Origin of the sequence: Flavobacterium sp. LHD-85 (assembly GCF_030929595.1) — a bacterium.
Classification (GTDB): Bacteria; Bacteroidota; Bacteroidia; order Flavobacteriales; family Flavobacteriaceae; genus Flavobacterium.
Genome location: NZ_JAVFVR010000028.1, coordinates 1 through 14,986, shown reverse-complemented (window position 1 = coordinate 14,986; position 14,986 = coordinate 1). Strand labels below are relative to the sequence as shown.

The following is a 14,986-nucleotide window of genomic DNA, read 5'->3' as shown; positions in this document are numbered from 1 at the left end:
ACTTCAATATTTTTTGTAAAATGTTTTTTTATTCTTCGATGCAGCGTTAATGCTTTTTTAATTATTTCATTTTCCATTCCTAATATCGGAAAAATATATTCCTCCTCTATCTCAAAATACGATGGCAATTCATTGCTGTAATGCCAATCGGCATAATTTTTAATTCTTTCAGGGGCAATTTTCTGTCTTATCCCCTCCCGAATTGCCCAGCATAATTCTAGTGACTGCCGATGGTCTCTATGTAATGAACTAAGCAATTCCTTTAAATTTCTTAAGTTCGCTTCTGGAATTATATTTTTTTCTAAATTCATTTTTTAAATCAATTTCCTCAAAAGGACTTAGTGTATAATATGATCGTAAGGATTATCAATTCGAACTAAAATAGACCTTCATAAAAGAAGGTCTATTTTCTGATAGAAATAATTACAAAAACTCAATTCCAGCCTCCACCCAACGCTCTGTAAACATTAACAAAAGCATTCATTTGCTGTTTTTTAGTTTCAATAAGTTCAAATTTTGATTCCAATGCATCTTTTTGCGTCAGTAAAACTTCCATATAATCTGCCCTTGCGGAACTAAATAAATTATTAGAAATCTGTATAGACTCATTAAGAGCCTGAACTTGTTTGGACTTAAGATCATAACTTCGGGTCGTGTTCTGAATTTTAGACAACTGATTTGCCACCTCTATATAGGCATTTACCAAAGTACGCTCATAATTATAAACAGCTTGGATTTGTTTAGCATTAGCGGTAATATAACTTGCTTTAATTGCATTTCTGTTAATTAACGGTGCGACCAAATCCCCTGCTAATGAGTACAATAAAGACTCCGGGGAAGTCAATAAATATTTGGCATTGAAAGCCTCGTATCCAATACCTGCTGAAATTCCCAATGAAGGATAAAATTTAGCTTTTGCTGATTTTACATCCAATTTAGCTGCTATTAATTCCATCTCGGCTTTTTTAATATCAGGACGATTTTCCAGCAATTGAGAAGGAACTCCCGCATGAACTGAAGGAGGAATCATAGCATTAAAAGTATTGTCATTTCTCACAATTTTTTGAGGAAAACGCCCCAGCAAGAAGTTAATTTTATTTTCAGTTTCATAAATTTCCTGCTGAATCCCAAACTGCAGGCTTTGCGTATTAAGCATCTGTGCTTCAAACCTGCGAACCGCTAACTCGTTTACTCTCGCCGCTTCTTTTTGTATTTTTACGACTTTTAGAGCGTTGGACTGAATATCGATATTTTGTTTTACAATTTCCAATTGATTGTCCAAGGCTAATAATTCATAATAGGAATTGGCTATTTCTGCAATCAAATTGGTGATCACAAAATTCTTTCCTTCCACAGAACCTAAATAACGATTTAAAGCCGCTTTTTTAGCATTATGAAGCTTGTTCCAAATATCAATTTCCCAAGAAGAAGAGAGCCCAAAACCATAATTTGGTAATGGGTCGGGGGTTTCTCTACCCGGCATAATTTCCGTTGTGGCTTCACCGGAACCTGTGCTTGTATATCGGCCTGATTTATCAAGACCTACTCCGGCATTAAATCCAACAAAAGGCAGGTATTCTCCTTTTTTGGCTCTTACCTCACTTCTGGCAATTTCGATTTCCTGTAAAGTGATATTTAATTCCTGATTGTTTTGTAAAGCTATATCGATAAGACTTTTTAAATCCTCATCTATAAAATAACTTCTCCATTTTAATTTTCCAGTATTAGCAGTATCCTGAGAAACATTTGCGTAGGTCTCTGGAATTGTTTTGTTTTCCTTTTTCTCTACAATAGAAGGGGCTTTACATCCTGCTAAAAACAGGAAGGTGCAGATTACACCTGCCTGTTTTATTCTTTTATTATTCTTCATTTTCTTGCGTTTGATCGTTTGTTGAAAAATCATGTACATGATGCATAAAGTCATCTGATAGTGAACTTTCTTCTTCTCCTTTAATTAGTTTTCTGCCCTGGGCCATTGAACCGAAAATATAGTACAATCCGGGAACTACAATTACTCCAAAGATGGTTCCGAAAAGCATTCCCCCAAGTGCAGACCCTCCAATTGTGCGGTTACCAATTGCACCTGCGCCTGAAGCAAAAATTAACGGAATCAATCCTGTAATAAAGGCAAATGAAGTCATTAAAATAGGTCTAAAACGTACTTTTGCCCCTTCAATGGCAGCCTCTAGTATTGTTGCTCCCTGCTGATGTTTCAAAACAGCAAATTCGACAATTAACACGGCATTTTTACCGAGTAGGCCAACGAGCATTATAAGTCCAATTTGAGCATAAATATCGTTTTGCAAGCCCATCATCTGCAGAATTACAAAAGACCCCAAAAGACCAATTGGTATTGATAAAATAACCGATAGTGGAATAATAAAACTCTCATATTGTGCTGCTAATACAAAATAAACGAAAGCCAGTACTACTAAAAAGATATACAGTGATTCATTTCCTCTTCCTGCCTCGTCATATGAAAGACCCTCCCAGGCAATATCATATCCTTTTGGAAGTGTTTTAGCAGACACTTCTTTAATTGCTTTAATTGCGTCTGCAGTTGTATAACCTTTAGCAGGCTGCCCTTGAATAGCTGCTGAATTATACATATTATAACGCGTAACTTCATTAGGACCTTGCGTCTTTTTAAGTTTCATAAAAGCTGAGTAAGGGACCATTTCTCCATGGTCATTTTTTACAAAAAGATTTAAAATATCCGAAGGAAGTCTTCTAAACTTTGGATCCGATTGCACATACACTTTGAAAAAACGGCCAAACTTAATGAATCCCTGCTCGTAGGTACTGCCGATTAAAATATTTAGATTTTCCATCGCTTTTCCAATAGAAACCCCTTTTTGCATTGCCAGATCATTATTAAACTCTAATTCATATTGAGGATAATTGGCAGCGAAGAAAGTAAACAATCCAGACAATTCTTTACGTTTGCCGAGTTCTGCCATAAAGTTTTTATTGATCTTATCAAATTCCTGATAGTTTGTGCTTGTTGTTTTATCTAACAGACGCATAGAAAAGCCTCCCGAAGAACCAAAACCCGGAATTGCCGGCGGTTCAAAAAATTCCACTACAGCTCCCAGATCCCTTGACTTTTCTTCTAATTCCTGCATGACTTCTTTAACAGAATGTTTTCTGTCTGACCATGATTTTAAGTTAATCAGACAAGTACCAGCATTAGATCCCCTTCCTTCGGTCATGATTTCATAACCTGCTAAAGACGATACCGATTCTACTCCTTCTATACCTTCACAAATTTTTTGCAGTTTTTGGGCTACCTGATTTGTTCTTTCGAGTGTTGCTCCCGGAGGTGTCTGAATAATTCCATAAATAGTTCCCTGATCTTCATTTGGAATAAATCCTGATGGTAAAACTTGATTTTCAATAAATATAGCTGCACAAAATGCAAGCAATATCCCAAAAGTCAACCACCTCCTGCTAACAATAGATTTTAAAACAGCCACATACCTGCCTGTTAATCTATCAAACCATCTATTAAATCCATCCAAAGCATTTGTCAATATGTTTCCTTTCTTTTGCTTTCCGTGATTATTTTTTAACAAAATTGCGCATAGAACCGGCGTAAGTGTAAGGGCTACAACGGCAGAAATTATAATCGAACTTGACATGGTAACGGAGAACTGTCTGTAGAAAGTTCCCACTGGCCCGGTCATAAATGCAATAGGAATAAACACCGCAACCATCACGGCAGTAATGGCTATAATAGCTCCCCCAATTTCTCCAAGTACCATTTTAACGGCATTGTAAGGAGTAATATGAGGAAATTCTTCAAACTTGGCATGTACGGCTTCTACAACCACAATAGCGTTATCTACCACGATACCTATAGCTAATACCAATGAAAATAAAGTAACCAGGTTAATCGACATTCCGAACATCTGAATGACAAAAAAAGCACCAATTAATGATACAGGAACTGCAATAATGGGAATCAGCGTTGAGCGCCAATCTCCCAGAAAAACAAATACTACTAAAGCCACCAATATAAACGCGTCACGTAAAGTATGCATTACCTGATCAATAGAGGCATCCAGGAAATTAGATACATCATAGCTGATTTTATAATCCATTCCGGGAGGAAAACTCGCTTTCATTTCTTCCAGCTTTGCTTTTACATCATTGATTACATCACTTGCATTACTGCCATAATTTTGCTTCAGAACGATCGCTGCAGAAGGATGCCCATCTAAATTAGAATAGATATCAAAAAACTCGCTGCCCAATTCAACAGTAGCAATATCTTTTAAATGAATGCTTTCACCTTCAGCATTTGCACGAATAATAATGTTTTCATATTCTTTAGGCTCATTATACCTTCCTTTATAGGTTAAAACATATTCTAAAGATTGAGCCGAAATTCCAGAGCTTTGCCCCAATCGTCCCGGACGGCCTATAATACTCTGTTCTTGTAAAGCTTCCATCACTTCTTCAACAGAAATTTTATATGCTCTCATTCTGTCAGGATTCAGCCAAACACGCATGGCATATTTACGGCTTCCCAATATTTGTGATCTTGCTACACCTTTTACTCTTGAGATTTCAGGAATCATTTTTACATTGGCATAATTATATAGGAATTTTTCATCCATGCTTTTACTCTTCGAATAAAGGTTGACATACATCAGCATGCTGGGCTGGATAGGTGTAATAACCACACCTTCACGTTGAACCAATTCAGGTAATAATGGCATTACCTGATCTACCCTTGTCTTGACCCTAATAACGGCCTGATTGGGATCGGTTCCTGGTTCAAATATTATTCTGAGTGTTGCCTCACCGGCACTCGTTGCATCTGTAGCCATGTAACGTACACCTTGTACGCCGTTTAGAGAGTTCTCTAAGGTTATCAGGGTTGATTTTACCAATACATCGGCACTGGCTCCTGGATAAGCTATAAATATATTTACTGTAGTTGGGGCAATTTGAGGGAATTGTGATATAGGAAGCTGTTTGATTGCGAGCGAACCTATAAAAACAATTACAATCGAAATTATAATTGCAAAAACGGGCCTGTGTATAAATTTATTAAACATGTTTTTTTAATTTTTTTAAGATTCGATTACTCCGCATACAACTCTAAATGTGACAATACCGATTCGGGTTGCAATAACTTGTAGTCTATTTTATCATTCTCTTTTACAAGACGTAAACCTTCTAAAAGAATCTTATCATTTGCCGATAAACCTTCTTTTATAACAAATAAATGAGGCATTTCTGCAGCAACAACAACTTCTCTGGATTTTACAACATTATCTTTATCAATTACATAAACATACTTTTTATCCAAAACCTCAAAAGTGGCTTTTTGTGGGATCAACATAGCTTTTTTCAGCTCGATTGGCATTTCAATACTTCCCGTTTCTCCGTGTCTTAACAATCTTTTTGGATTTGGAAAAGTAGCTCTAAAAGAAATATTCCCCGTTTCATTATCAAAATCAGCTTCGATGGTTTCTACAACACCCGAATAAGGAAATCTCTGATTATTAGCCATTAAAAGATTGACCTTCTTTTTACTTCCTTTATCTGCTTGTGACTGATAATCTAAATATTCAGATTCCGGAACATTGTAATATACCCACATAGCACTATTGTCTGCCAGCTCTGTAAGCAATTCTCCTTCATCAACCAAACTTCCCTCACGCACGTGAAACTTGTCGATGATACCGTCAAATGGTGCCCTGATCTCCGTAAATTGTAAATGAACCTGATTTAAAGACATTTCTGCATTAGCCTTTTCTAATTTTGCTTTTGCCATTGCCAGTTCGTTTGCAGAAACTACATTTCCGTCGGCTAATTTTTTAGTATTTTTATATTCAATCTCAGCAAAACTGGCTTCTGCTTTAGATTTTTTTAATTCAGCTTCATAAAGCGTGGGCATAATTTTAAATAATAACTGCCCTTTCTTGACTAATTGCCCTTCATCAATATAAATTTTTTGCAGGTACCCGCGTTCCTGAGCTCTTAGTTCAATGTGCTGGATAGAATGAATTTGCGATACATATTCTTTAGTTATAATAGTATCTTTTTTGATAGGATTGGTAACCAAAAATTTGGTTTTTTCTTCTTTTTCTTCTTCTTTTTTGGAGTTGCAGCTCGTATAAAACAATAAAGCGCACAGGCTTAAGAGCATGAGAATTCTCTTCATAATAATTTTAGCGTTAAGGCGTAATGATTTTTTGATTTTTTTAAATAAAGTCTTAAAAACAAGACAATAAAGGTTTATATCCGTTTGTTACACTAACAATAGTTAGGCAATAAAGGATAAAAGCAATAACTATAAGTAATTAAAAATACTTATATGCAAAAAATCAAATCCGAAAAACTTGAAACAGAAGATATACTTTATTATAAAGTAAAGTGAAAATTTTGCAGTCGTTTACTTTTTTAGTAAAGTCAGTAGAACTAACCACAAATTTATTATTGCATAAGAAACTTAGAAAGTAATTACTTTTTGCCAGCTGTTTTTGAATTGAAGAAAAATTTTCTTCATTTTCCTCATTATCAAGAAGGCAGCCTTTTCTTTTAAAGGTTTCAAACGAATGGTTTTTAGTTGTATAGTTCTCCGTATTTAAATTTCCATTGACAAAAACTGTGCAATGCAGTTTATTGTTAGCAAATTGATTAGAGTTTGCATAAGCATTACCATATCCGCTTAACAGAATGATTAATGAAGGCAAAAATTTAATAAACCATTTTTTCATAAGAGCGACAAATTTAAACAAACAATATTATATACAATCGTTTAAATTTACAAATTTCATAAAAATGGCAATTTAGAAACATTTATGCCCCATATTTCAATATGCCATTATTTTTAAATCATAATATTTAATATTCATCAAAAAAAAGATTAAAATTGGAAATCTCTTTTTAATTTAAACTGATTTTGTCCTTGTAAAATCGCTCTTTATTGCCAAAACACGTCATTCCACTCTTGATGATCCTGTTTTTCTAAAAAAGAATCATTTAATGAGATTTCAAAAGAGGAAATGTTTTTTTTAATGGCTTGAAATATATTTTTCTCTTCATAGCGTATCAGCACTTCAAGTTCTTCTTCAATCCTGCTTAGTGCTTTTTCTACTTCTATTTCTTTTGTGAAATGTTTTTTTAACCGGCGATGCTGTGTTAATACTTTTTTTACCATCTCATTTTCCATTCCTAATATGGGAAAAATATATTCTTTTTCTATTTCAAAATGAGGTTCCAATTCATTGATGTAGTACCAATTCGCATACTTTTTTATTCTTTCAGAATCAACATTTTGTCTGATACCCTCACGAATTACCCAACATAACTCTAATGATTGTTGGTGATCTCTATGCAAAGAACTAAGTAATTTTTCTAAATTTATTTTATTCTCTTTGTTAATTGCAGCTTTATTTGAATTCATTTTTTATTTAATAATAGAACGAATAGTATCTCGAAGGGCTTAAGAAAAACCCAAGATATTTATCGCTTAAATTTGTTTTTTTTCTCTTGAGACTTCATTCTCCAATAACATGGAGTCGTTAACAATTATCAGTCCTTTGATAATATGATCCTTCGAAGAAACTCCATAAATAAAAGCATTTACTCTTGGATCAGGATCACTAAAATGGTAAGCATATTCTACCTCTATTTCATTATAGTTCATCTTTAAATTATGATTTCTAGCATTTAGAAAATCTTTCTTTGCTACAAAACTCATCGTATATCCCTGACACATAAGTCCCTCTAAGGCTTCTGTTAAATTTGTATATGGATTCATATTTCAATCATTTTTTTAGATTTCACATCCCAAAAGCATCATTCTTTATTTAATTTTGATGTAATCTAAAGATAGTGATTTAATTCCCTTGAGAACTTAATAAACATTCTAAAAGCACTTATAAACAAACATTTGACCCAATTAGAATTAAAAAACTTATCTTATCTCACTAAAATAAGATGTTTTGCAAAATCGGCAATTTTTCTTCTATATCGGCGATCATAAACAGTACCATTTTGGAAAAACCAGCCGTTTGTATTCTCCTGGACAAACTTGAAGTCTGTATTACTTTTGATTTTATTTTTGAATGAAGCTTTAAAGGTTTTACAAAGAAATAATCATAAAGCATATTGTAATTGTAATCAGGATTCGATTTTATCTCTTGTATTTGCTCTCCATACAGGGCTAATCTTTCGGTCAAGAGTTTTTCTACGTCTTTGACTTGATTCATTAAATTATGATTTTCAAGATAAAAAATAAGCAGTGTCACCAATTGATCCCATAATTCATTTTGCTGTTTTACATCGCTTTTTTGTAATGTTACCACACAATTAAAAAAAAGTACTTCAAAAGATCCTTTCTGACTGATTTTTTGAAAATTGTTTATTTTCTCTACCTCTGAAAAGGCTATAACAAATAAAGATTGCGCTACATTGTAAGGAGAATATCCATTTGACAAAATAGTTCTTTGTATGTTATGATTACTTTTATCAACTAATTTTTGGAGTATATGCTCGTCAAAACTACTGTTGTGAAAATTTTGAAGATCATTTAGTATATGATTAAAAATCAAATACTGATTTAAATTATCTAAAAAAATCCATTCTCTTCTTTGACTATTGTTTTCAATGGTATTGGATTCGATAATAATGGAAATTATACCCGAATATTGAGCAAAAAAAATAGCAATAGCCCCTCTTAAATTAGACGAAAATAATGTTATGTCATCCTTACCGTCATTCTCTACCACCAGCTCTTTGTCCAGCTTTAGCAATAAATGGATTAGTATAGAGAACTTTGAAGTTACTTGCGCCTTTTTTTTTCGAATCGTATTATAAATGAAAAAAAAAAGTATCGTTAAAAAGCCAATACAATAAAGAGTCCACATGATATAAAAATTTAGAAAGGTGAAGGCTGATTTTTAGACAGCTTTAAAACGGTGCGGTTTATATATGGAAATAAAGCAACTACAATAAGAGTTACAATCAACATTGCGCAAATCATCTCATAATAATCAATCGCATATCTAATGTGATTTTGCGCATTAATGGAATTAATTAATACTTTATTGGCGGCTTTTGCAGCATAATGTGATGTCGCTCCGTCTTGAATCAGTGCTGTTTTAAAATTATTTACAACTTGCAGGGCGACAGGGTTAAGTTTAGAAATCTTATCCTGAAAAGTATTAAAATGTTTGCTTTTCGAATATAAATCAAAGTAATTCATCAAACCAATACTAACATAAAAACCAAAACATCTCATAAACAAACACATTCCTGCTGATGTCACACTGAGTCGCTCCGGCACTGAAGAAACCATGAAAATAATAGAAGGTGTCATTAAAGTCCCAACACCTAATCCCTGCAAGAGCAGTGGCGCATAAAAGCTATTCTCATTGGCTTGTGTGGTAAAAAGAAAAATCATCCAGGCATGATAAAACAGCAATAAAGAAAAACCATAGATCCATAACAAACGTATCGGACGATGCTGCAGGACAAAAACACCGGAAATAATCACACCAATGATGATTCCCAAAACATTAATTAAAGTAATCTGTCCAACGTGAATAGGATCTAATTTTAAAACCGTCAAAAAATACGTTGTGGTAATCGAAAAAGCAAAACGACAGATATAAAAAATTAAAATTATAAGTGCTCCGATTTTAAAGTTCCTGTATTTAAAAACTTCCAAATCAAAATAAGGACGCTTTAACCTGGTTTGTCTCACAATGAAAAGGCCTCCTAAAATAAAGATCGAAACGACACTCCAAAAAATGCGTTTATCCTCCAGCCAATAATATTCCTGTCCATAAACCATTATATAACCAATAAGACAAATTGAAATGGCATAGAATAAAAAACTCGCCCAATCCAATTGATACAAAGGGAATTTAACATCCAACCTGACATTATTCATAAATAAAAGCAGGGCGATAAGACTCGGCAAATACGAAAACATGGCACATTTATATACGATATTAAAATCAAAGGAATCGATGATCTGTGCCGTTATAAAATTATTAAAAGGAATCATGCAGACCAGCATTCCAAAAAATATAGAATACCCAATAACACGTGCTCGCTCTGTTCTCAAACGCGCATAAATAAGTGCTAAAGATAAATTTACTGTCATTGTAAAAGCCATTCCCTGAATAAACCGGAAAATGAATAAAACAGTTATCTCTTTTGTACTGTAGCAGATATAAGAGCTTATTATTTGGATAATTGTAATTACTATAAAATACTCTTTTGCGGCCAGAAATTTAAAAAATCGTCTTTCCAGAGAGAAGAAACTAACATAACCGGCATAAAATAAAGCCACTGAAAAATACACATCATAGGTTTCACTTCCTGTATTTCCTGCTGCAGCATTGATATTTGCCATCGGCAGAAAAAACAAAACTAAACTGGGAAGCAGTACAATAAAGAGCGTTATTTTGATCAACCACTCCGGAACCCACTTTTTAAATAAAAAACCTTTTGGAAGCATTTTAGTTTTGTTTTTTAGCAATTGAGACATTTACATTCATTCCTGCTTTTAGTAAATCAGCTTCGTTTTTCGGGTTTGTAACTCGGATTCTCACCGGAACTCTTTGCACAATTTTCACATAATTACCTGTGGAATTATCCGGAGGCAGCAGCGAAAAACTAGAACCTGTAGCGGGCGAAAAAGAGATTATAACCCCTTTAAAGGTTTTATCTGGGTAGGCATCAGCTACAAAACAGGCGGTGTCTCCTAATTTCATTGAGCCTATTTGTGTTTCTTTATAATTAGCTACCACCCATTTATCGGTTTCTGCATTGACAATATACGCCAGTACTTGTCCGGCATCGATCATCTGGCCTTTCTCAACGGTTCTTCTTCCCATAAAACCATCATAAGATGCCGTAACTGCGGTATAAGTGACATCTAATTTATGACGATCCAACAACGCTTCAAGTCTTGTAATTTCAGCCCTAACCACTGCTTCTTGCGACTTTGCATCGTTTATTTCAGATAATGATGCCTGATATTTATCAGTAGTCGCCTGCGATTCGGCTACTGCTATATTGTAGGCAGCTTCAATAGTTTCTAATTTTTGAGGTGTTGCTGATTCTGCCTGAACTAATTTTTTATATCGGGTATAGTCTAAATCTTCTTTTCTTAATTCGGCTTTAGCCACATTAATCTTTGATAGATTTACCTTGGCTGTTTTATTAAGTGTTAACACTTTACTTTGCCAAACTTCAAGTTGGGCTTTTGCATTTAAGAGTGCCGCTTCTGTTTGCTGCTCCTGAATACGATATTCCCTACTGTCGATAATTAAAAGAGTATCCCCTTTTTTTACTGGCTGATTTTCTTCAAATTTAATTTCGGTGATAAATCCTCCTGCTCTGGAAATCACTGGATTTATATACTCCTGAACCTGAGCATCATTTGTTTTTTCATTTTTGTAAATATCCCATAATGATGCAATACCCCAAATACTTAAAATACATGTTATGGCTATTGCAATCCAACCTGTTATTTTGGTTATTAATTTGTCTGTAACGGTATACGTGTTTCTATTTTTCATTTTTTATAGTGTTCCTAAAACATTTTGAAGTTGATAGTATTGAATTTGTGCTGCTATTTTTGCTGAAGCGAAATCAAATTTGCTTTGTAATAATTGAATATCGGCATCCAGGAGATCTGTAATAAGCGCCGTTTGATTAAAGTAGTTTTGTTTTACAATCCTTGCATTCTCATCTGATTGAGCTACATCGTTCTTGGCTACATCAATTTTTATGAGTGCTTCTTTAAAGCGCAGATAGTTTTCGTAAACCTGTTGTCGTATTTTATCATCGATGTCATGATGTTCTACTTCTTCTTTTTCTAAATTCAATTGAGCTACTCTTACTTTTGGTCTGTTGATATAAAGCTCTGAAATGGGTATGGAGGCCCGCACTCCAAAAATTCCAAGAGTATAATTACTAGGAGAATAGGGATACAGAAAAATTTGAGGGTTGGCCAGATAAAATTCACCATACATTCCAATTTTTGGTTTTACATTGGCTTTAGTACTTTTGAGCTCTATTTTTCTTAGGTCGACTGTCTTTTCTGAAATATGGTAATCATACGCTTTATTCTTCGCTACTTCCAAATAACTTTGATAAGATTGCAATTCAAATAATTCAGGATCTAGTTCCTGATACGGATTTACCAGTTCCAAATCAGGCAGCCCAATTAAAATATTGAGTTTTTGATTGGCAATGGCAATATCATTTTCAATTTTAACAAGCATCATTTTCTGATTGGATAATTTGAGTTCTACTCTCAGGACATCACTTTTTAAAATCACTCCATTTTTATAAAGCGCTTTAATTTCCAGTAGTTGTTTTTCCTGATTAGCAATATCTTTAATCATGAGTTCTTTAAAAATATGACTCCTTTGCAAATTCAGATAATAGACCGCTCCTTGTAATTTGATTTGTGAAACCGTCATCTCTTTTTGCACTTTGGCTATTTCAAACAGCGTCTTTTTCTTATCTATTTTTAAGTTTAATTTATTTCCGTTGTAAATATTCAGGTACATATCAGTACTCACTTTATACAGCCAGTGAATCACTTCATGTTGGGTCGGTTTACTAAAAAGGCCGTTTTCATAAACCGGAATATTGGTGGCATATTCATAATTTCCTTTTAGATTAATTTCAGGAAGACGCTCGATTTTGGTTTCTGAAATTTCTTCTTCAGCAATGTTTGATTCTAAGCTATTCAAGTGAATTTTCTTGCTATTATCAATTACATTTTTCCACATCTGATCGATGGATAATGGAGTTGATTCAGGGCTTGGAATCAATTTGTTTTGGGAGAAAAGTAATGAGGATTGTAAGGTTAAAAAGAAGCAAATTAGTTTTTTTGATGTATCGACAAACATTATAATTTTATTTTAGACCGCAAAGATATAATCCAAAAGCCTCTTACTATTTATACAAAATAGACGATTATTTAATCATTCAAGCCAATGTTAATTTTAGTTCTAATTGGACCGAAAAGTTCTTTTACTTTTGTTTGAAATAGCTTTTACCCTTAGCAAAATTCCTATTGCAAATTGCATTTTGTATATTTGATATAACCCGTCGTATAAACCATATTCACATGAGCCTAATTGCTTCTTTACCTGAAATCGACAATTTATCATCCTCTGTTTTTGTGATGCATGAGCGCTTTGAAAAATTCATTCCGCACCATAGCCATACTAAAGGGCAATTGTCATATGTGGAAGGAGGATTAGCGTATCTTCAGATAAATGACAGGAATTATGTTATTCCGGCTCGTCATTATTTTTGGGTTCCTCAGGGATTAACACACATCTTAAAAATTGGGCATTCAGGAACCGTTTTACGCTCTTTGTTTTTTTACACCCATGATGATGACAAACATCCTTTTTATTCGGAAGTAGGCATCTATCCTATTAATGACCTGCTGATGGAAATGATTAAATATTCTGAGTCTTGGGATGGACACATACTCCCTGGCGAGAGTCGGCATCTTTTTTTATCGGTTATTAAAAATATTCTCCCTGAAATAAGTGCCAAAAGACTTCCAATTGCATTGCCTTTTACAGAAAATGAGCGTATGAAGCCTATCTTAGAATGGATTCAAAATAATATAGCAGATACCCATTCACTGCATAGCATAGGCACTCAGTTTGGATTAAGCGAGCGTACTTTATCGCGATTGTTTCAGTCTACTTTAAATACTTCGTTTTTACAATACCTGAAATTACTGCGAATGGTAAAAGCCATTGAGTTAATGCTGCAAACCAACTTATCTATGAGCGAAATTGGATATGCTGTCGGTTATGGCAGTTTGCCTGCTTTTAGCAATACTTTTTTCCAATTAACCAATTTTAGACCATCCGATTTTAAAAAAAACTTTTAAGATGAAAACGATAACTATAAAAAGACTTTATGACCACAAAACCGCTGACGGATCTTATCGGATATTGGTCGATCGATTATGGCCTCGCGGAGTAAGAAAAATAGACTTACAGATCGATGAGTGGAACAAAGAAATTACGCCTTCGCCTGAACTTAGAAAATGGTTTGACCACAAAAAAGAGCGTTTTGAAGAATTTTCCAGACTCTACATTCAGGAATTAATGGCAGAAGACCCAGAAATAAACAGAGTGAGATCCATTGCAAAAAATGAAGATGTAACTTTATTATATGGGGCAAAGGATCCTGAAATAAATCATGCTGTAATTTTGATGAATTATTTATTGAAATAAAAAAAATATATTTATTAATAAATCATCCCAGAAAATAAAACTACAGAACAAACAATGAAACACAATCCATTTTGACCCTAAATAGAAAAATAATACGATTTACTGTTATTGAAAATAATAAAAAACAGCGCATTGAAACCTACATAGGCGAATATCCTAATTTAATGTTTCTGCTAAGAGACAGGCTCTATTTAGATAGTTTTGGCGAATGCCAGAGTCATGGAAGATGTGCAACCTGTATTGTAAAAGCAAAAGGGATAAAAGGAAATTCAATTATAAAAGAAAGAAATGAACCCTCCACTTTGTCCAAAATGGGATATACGGATCCAGACACTCGGCTTTCATGCCAATTATACATCACAACTGATTTAGAGAATTCCGAAATTGAAATTCTTGAGTTTTAATAAATCAATTAAAACAAGAATAAAGCTTAAGTAAAAAAGAAATGAGCCCGATACAATATCGGACTCATTATTATTAAATTCAATTATAAATTCGTCTTTTTTTTTGGATGTAATCTAAAATGCAGTATTTAAGACTAATTCAAATTAATAGATCCGGGATCCTATTCTTCATAAAAAATATTTGATTTGCTAACATTAAAATTGATCAGCGAATCATAATGCGTTTTAATAAACTCCTCAGAGCCAATAATACCATAGTGTACATCTTCTAATAAAATAACCTTTTTAAATTTGTTATGATCTACTCTGCCTTTATAATAATAATAA

General features: G+C 33.6%; 13 protein-coding genes and 1 pseudogene. 3 read left to right on the top strand and 11 right to left on the bottom strand.

Annotation, left to right across the window (positions count from 1 at the left end; all coding sequences use genetic code 11):
* From RB618_RS23490 to RB618_RS23440, 11 genes and pseudogenes are all read right to left on the bottom strand, one after another.
* Positions 1–311 (bottom strand): annotated as a pseudogene (locus RB618_RS23490) (hypothetical protein); the annotation flags it as partial.
* A gap of 122 nt (positions 312–433) precedes the next feature.
* A complete protein-coding gene (locus RB618_RS23485; RefSeq protein WP_308071058.1) occupies positions 434–1,870 on the bottom strand; it encodes an efflux transporter outer membrane subunit in 1,437 nt (478 codons plus the stop codon).
* The gene (locus RB618_RS23480; protein ID WP_308071057.1) at positions 1,860–5,066 is read right to left on the bottom strand and encodes an efflux RND transporter permease subunit; all 3,207 of its coding nucleotides are present in this window, start codon (positions 5,064–5,066) and stop codon (positions 1,860–1,862) included. The genes RB618_RS23485 and RB618_RS23480 overlap by 11 nt, the downstream gene beginning before the upstream one ends.
* Positions 5,067–5,092: 26 nt before the next feature.
* Positions 5,093–6,178 carry an efflux RND transporter periplasmic adaptor subunit gene (locus tag RB618_RS23475; RefSeq protein ID WP_308071056.1) on the bottom strand — a complete coding sequence of 362 codons (1,086 nt, stop codon included), beginning with the start codon at positions 6,176–6,178 and terminating at the stop codon, positions 5,093–5,095.
* A gap of 163 nt (positions 6,179–6,341) precedes the next feature.
* On the bottom strand, positions 6,342–6,734 hold the full coding sequence (locus RB618_RS23470) for a hypothetical protein (RefSeq protein WP_308071055.1): 393 nt from the start codon (positions 6,732–6,734) through the stop codon (positions 6,342–6,344).
* Between the two features lie 206 nt (positions 6,735–6,940).
* Positions 6,941–7,423, bottom strand: a complete 483-nt coding sequence (locus RB618_RS23465; protein WP_308071054.1) for a hemerythrin domain-containing protein — start codon at positions 7,421–7,423, stop codon at positions 6,941–6,943.
* Between the two features lie 66 nt (positions 7,424–7,489).
* Positions 7,490–7,780: a hypothetical protein gene (locus tag RB618_RS23460; protein ID WP_308071053.1), complete on the bottom strand. Its 291-nt coding sequence runs from the start codon at positions 7,778–7,780 to the stop codon at positions 7,490–7,492.
* 169 nt (positions 7,781–7,949) lie between these two features.
* Positions 7,950–8,888, bottom strand: coding sequence for a hypothetical protein (locus tag RB618_RS23455; protein ID WP_308071052.1), 939 nt, complete (start codon positions 8,886–8,888; stop codon positions 7,950–7,952).
* An 11-nt stretch (positions 8,889–8,899) separates the two neighbouring features.
* Positions 8,900–10,519: an MFS transporter gene (locus RB618_RS23450; RefSeq protein ID WP_308071051.1), complete on the bottom strand. Its 1,620-nt coding sequence runs from the start codon at positions 10,517–10,519 to the stop codon at positions 8,900–8,902.
* The gene (locus RB618_RS23445) at positions 10,491–11,555 is read right to left on the bottom strand and encodes an HlyD family secretion protein (RefSeq protein ID WP_308071050.1); all 1,065 of its coding nucleotides are present in this window, start codon (positions 11,553–11,555) and stop codon (positions 10,491–10,493) included. The genes RB618_RS23450 and RB618_RS23445 overlap by 29 nt, the downstream gene beginning before the upstream one ends.
* A gap of 3 nt (positions 11,556–11,558) precedes the next feature.
* Positions 11,559–12,899, bottom strand: coding sequence for a TolC family protein (locus RB618_RS23440; protein WP_308071049.1), 1,341 nt, complete (start codon positions 12,897–12,899; stop codon positions 11,559–11,561).
* Between the two features lie 221 nt (positions 12,900–13,120).
* Here RB618_RS23440 and RB618_RS23435 point away from each other — a divergent pair, with 221 nt between their 5' ends.
* The 3 genes from RB618_RS23435 (at position 13,121) to RB618_RS23425 (ending at position 14,659) form a co-directional block, all read left to right on the top strand.
* Complete coding sequence (locus tag RB618_RS23435) at positions 13,121–13,906, top strand: AraC family transcriptional regulator (protein WP_308071047.1); 786 nt, start codon at positions 13,121–13,123, stop codon at positions 13,904–13,906.
* Between the two features lies 1 nt (position 13,907).
* Complete coding sequence (locus tag RB618_RS23430; RefSeq protein ID WP_308071046.1) at positions 13,908–14,255, top strand: DUF488 family protein; 348 nt, start codon at positions 13,908–13,910, stop codon at positions 14,253–14,255.
* A gap of 71 nt (positions 14,256–14,326) precedes the next feature.
* The gene (locus RB618_RS23425; protein ID WP_308071044.1) at positions 14,327–14,659 is read left to right on the top strand and encodes a 2Fe-2S iron-sulfur cluster-binding protein; all 333 of its coding nucleotides are present in this window, start codon (positions 14,327–14,329) and stop codon (positions 14,657–14,659) included.
* Positions 14,660–14,986 lie beyond the last annotated feature (327 nt).

Excerpts from the sequence above, each read along its gene's own strand:
- RB618_RS23480 (WP_308071057.1), bottom strand. The coding sequence starts at position 5,066 with ATGTTTAATAAATTTATACACAGGCCCGTTTTTGCAATTATAATTTCG.
- RB618_RS23465 (WP_308071054.1), bottom strand. The coding sequence starts at position 7,423 with ATGAATTCAAATAAAGCTGCAATTAACAAAGAGAATAAAATAAATTTA.
- RB618_RS23485 (WP_308071058.1), bottom strand. The coding sequence starts at position 1,870 with ATGAAGAATAATAAAAGAATAAAACAGGCAGGTGTAATCTGCACCTTC.
- RB618_RS23440 (WP_308071049.1), bottom strand. The coding sequence starts at position 12,899 with ATGTTTGTCGATACATCAAAAAAACTAATTTGCTTCTTTTTAACCTTA.
- RB618_RS23450 (WP_308071051.1), bottom strand. The coding sequence starts at position 10,519 with ATGTCTCAATTGCTAAAAAACAAAACTAAAATGCTTCCAAAAGGTTTT.
- RB618_RS23430 (WP_308071046.1), top strand. The coding sequence starts at position 13,908 with ATGAAAACGATAACTATAAAAAGACTTTATGACCACAAAACCGCTGAC.
- RB618_RS23475 (WP_308071056.1), bottom strand. The coding sequence starts at position 6,178 with ATGAAGAGAATTCTCATGCTCTTAAGCCTGTGCGCTTTATTGTTTTAT.
- RB618_RS23445 (WP_308071050.1), bottom strand. The coding sequence starts at position 11,555 with ATGAAAAATAGAAACACGTATACCGTTACAGACAAATTAATAACCAAA.
- RB618_RS23460 (WP_308071053.1), bottom strand. The coding sequence starts at position 7,780 with ATGAATCCATATACAAATTTAACAGAAGCCTTAGAGGGACTTATGTGT.
- RB618_RS23455 (WP_308071052.1), bottom strand. The coding sequence starts at position 8,888 with ATGTGGACTCTTTATTGTATTGGCTTTTTAACGATACTTTTTTTTTTC.
- RB618_RS23435 (WP_308071047.1), top strand. The coding sequence starts at position 13,121 with ATGAGCCTAATTGCTTCTTTACCTGAAATCGACAATTTATCATCCTCT.
- RB618_RS23470 (WP_308071055.1), bottom strand. The coding sequence starts at position 6,734 with ATGAAAAAATGGTTTATTAAATTTTTGCCTTCATTAATCATTCTGTTA.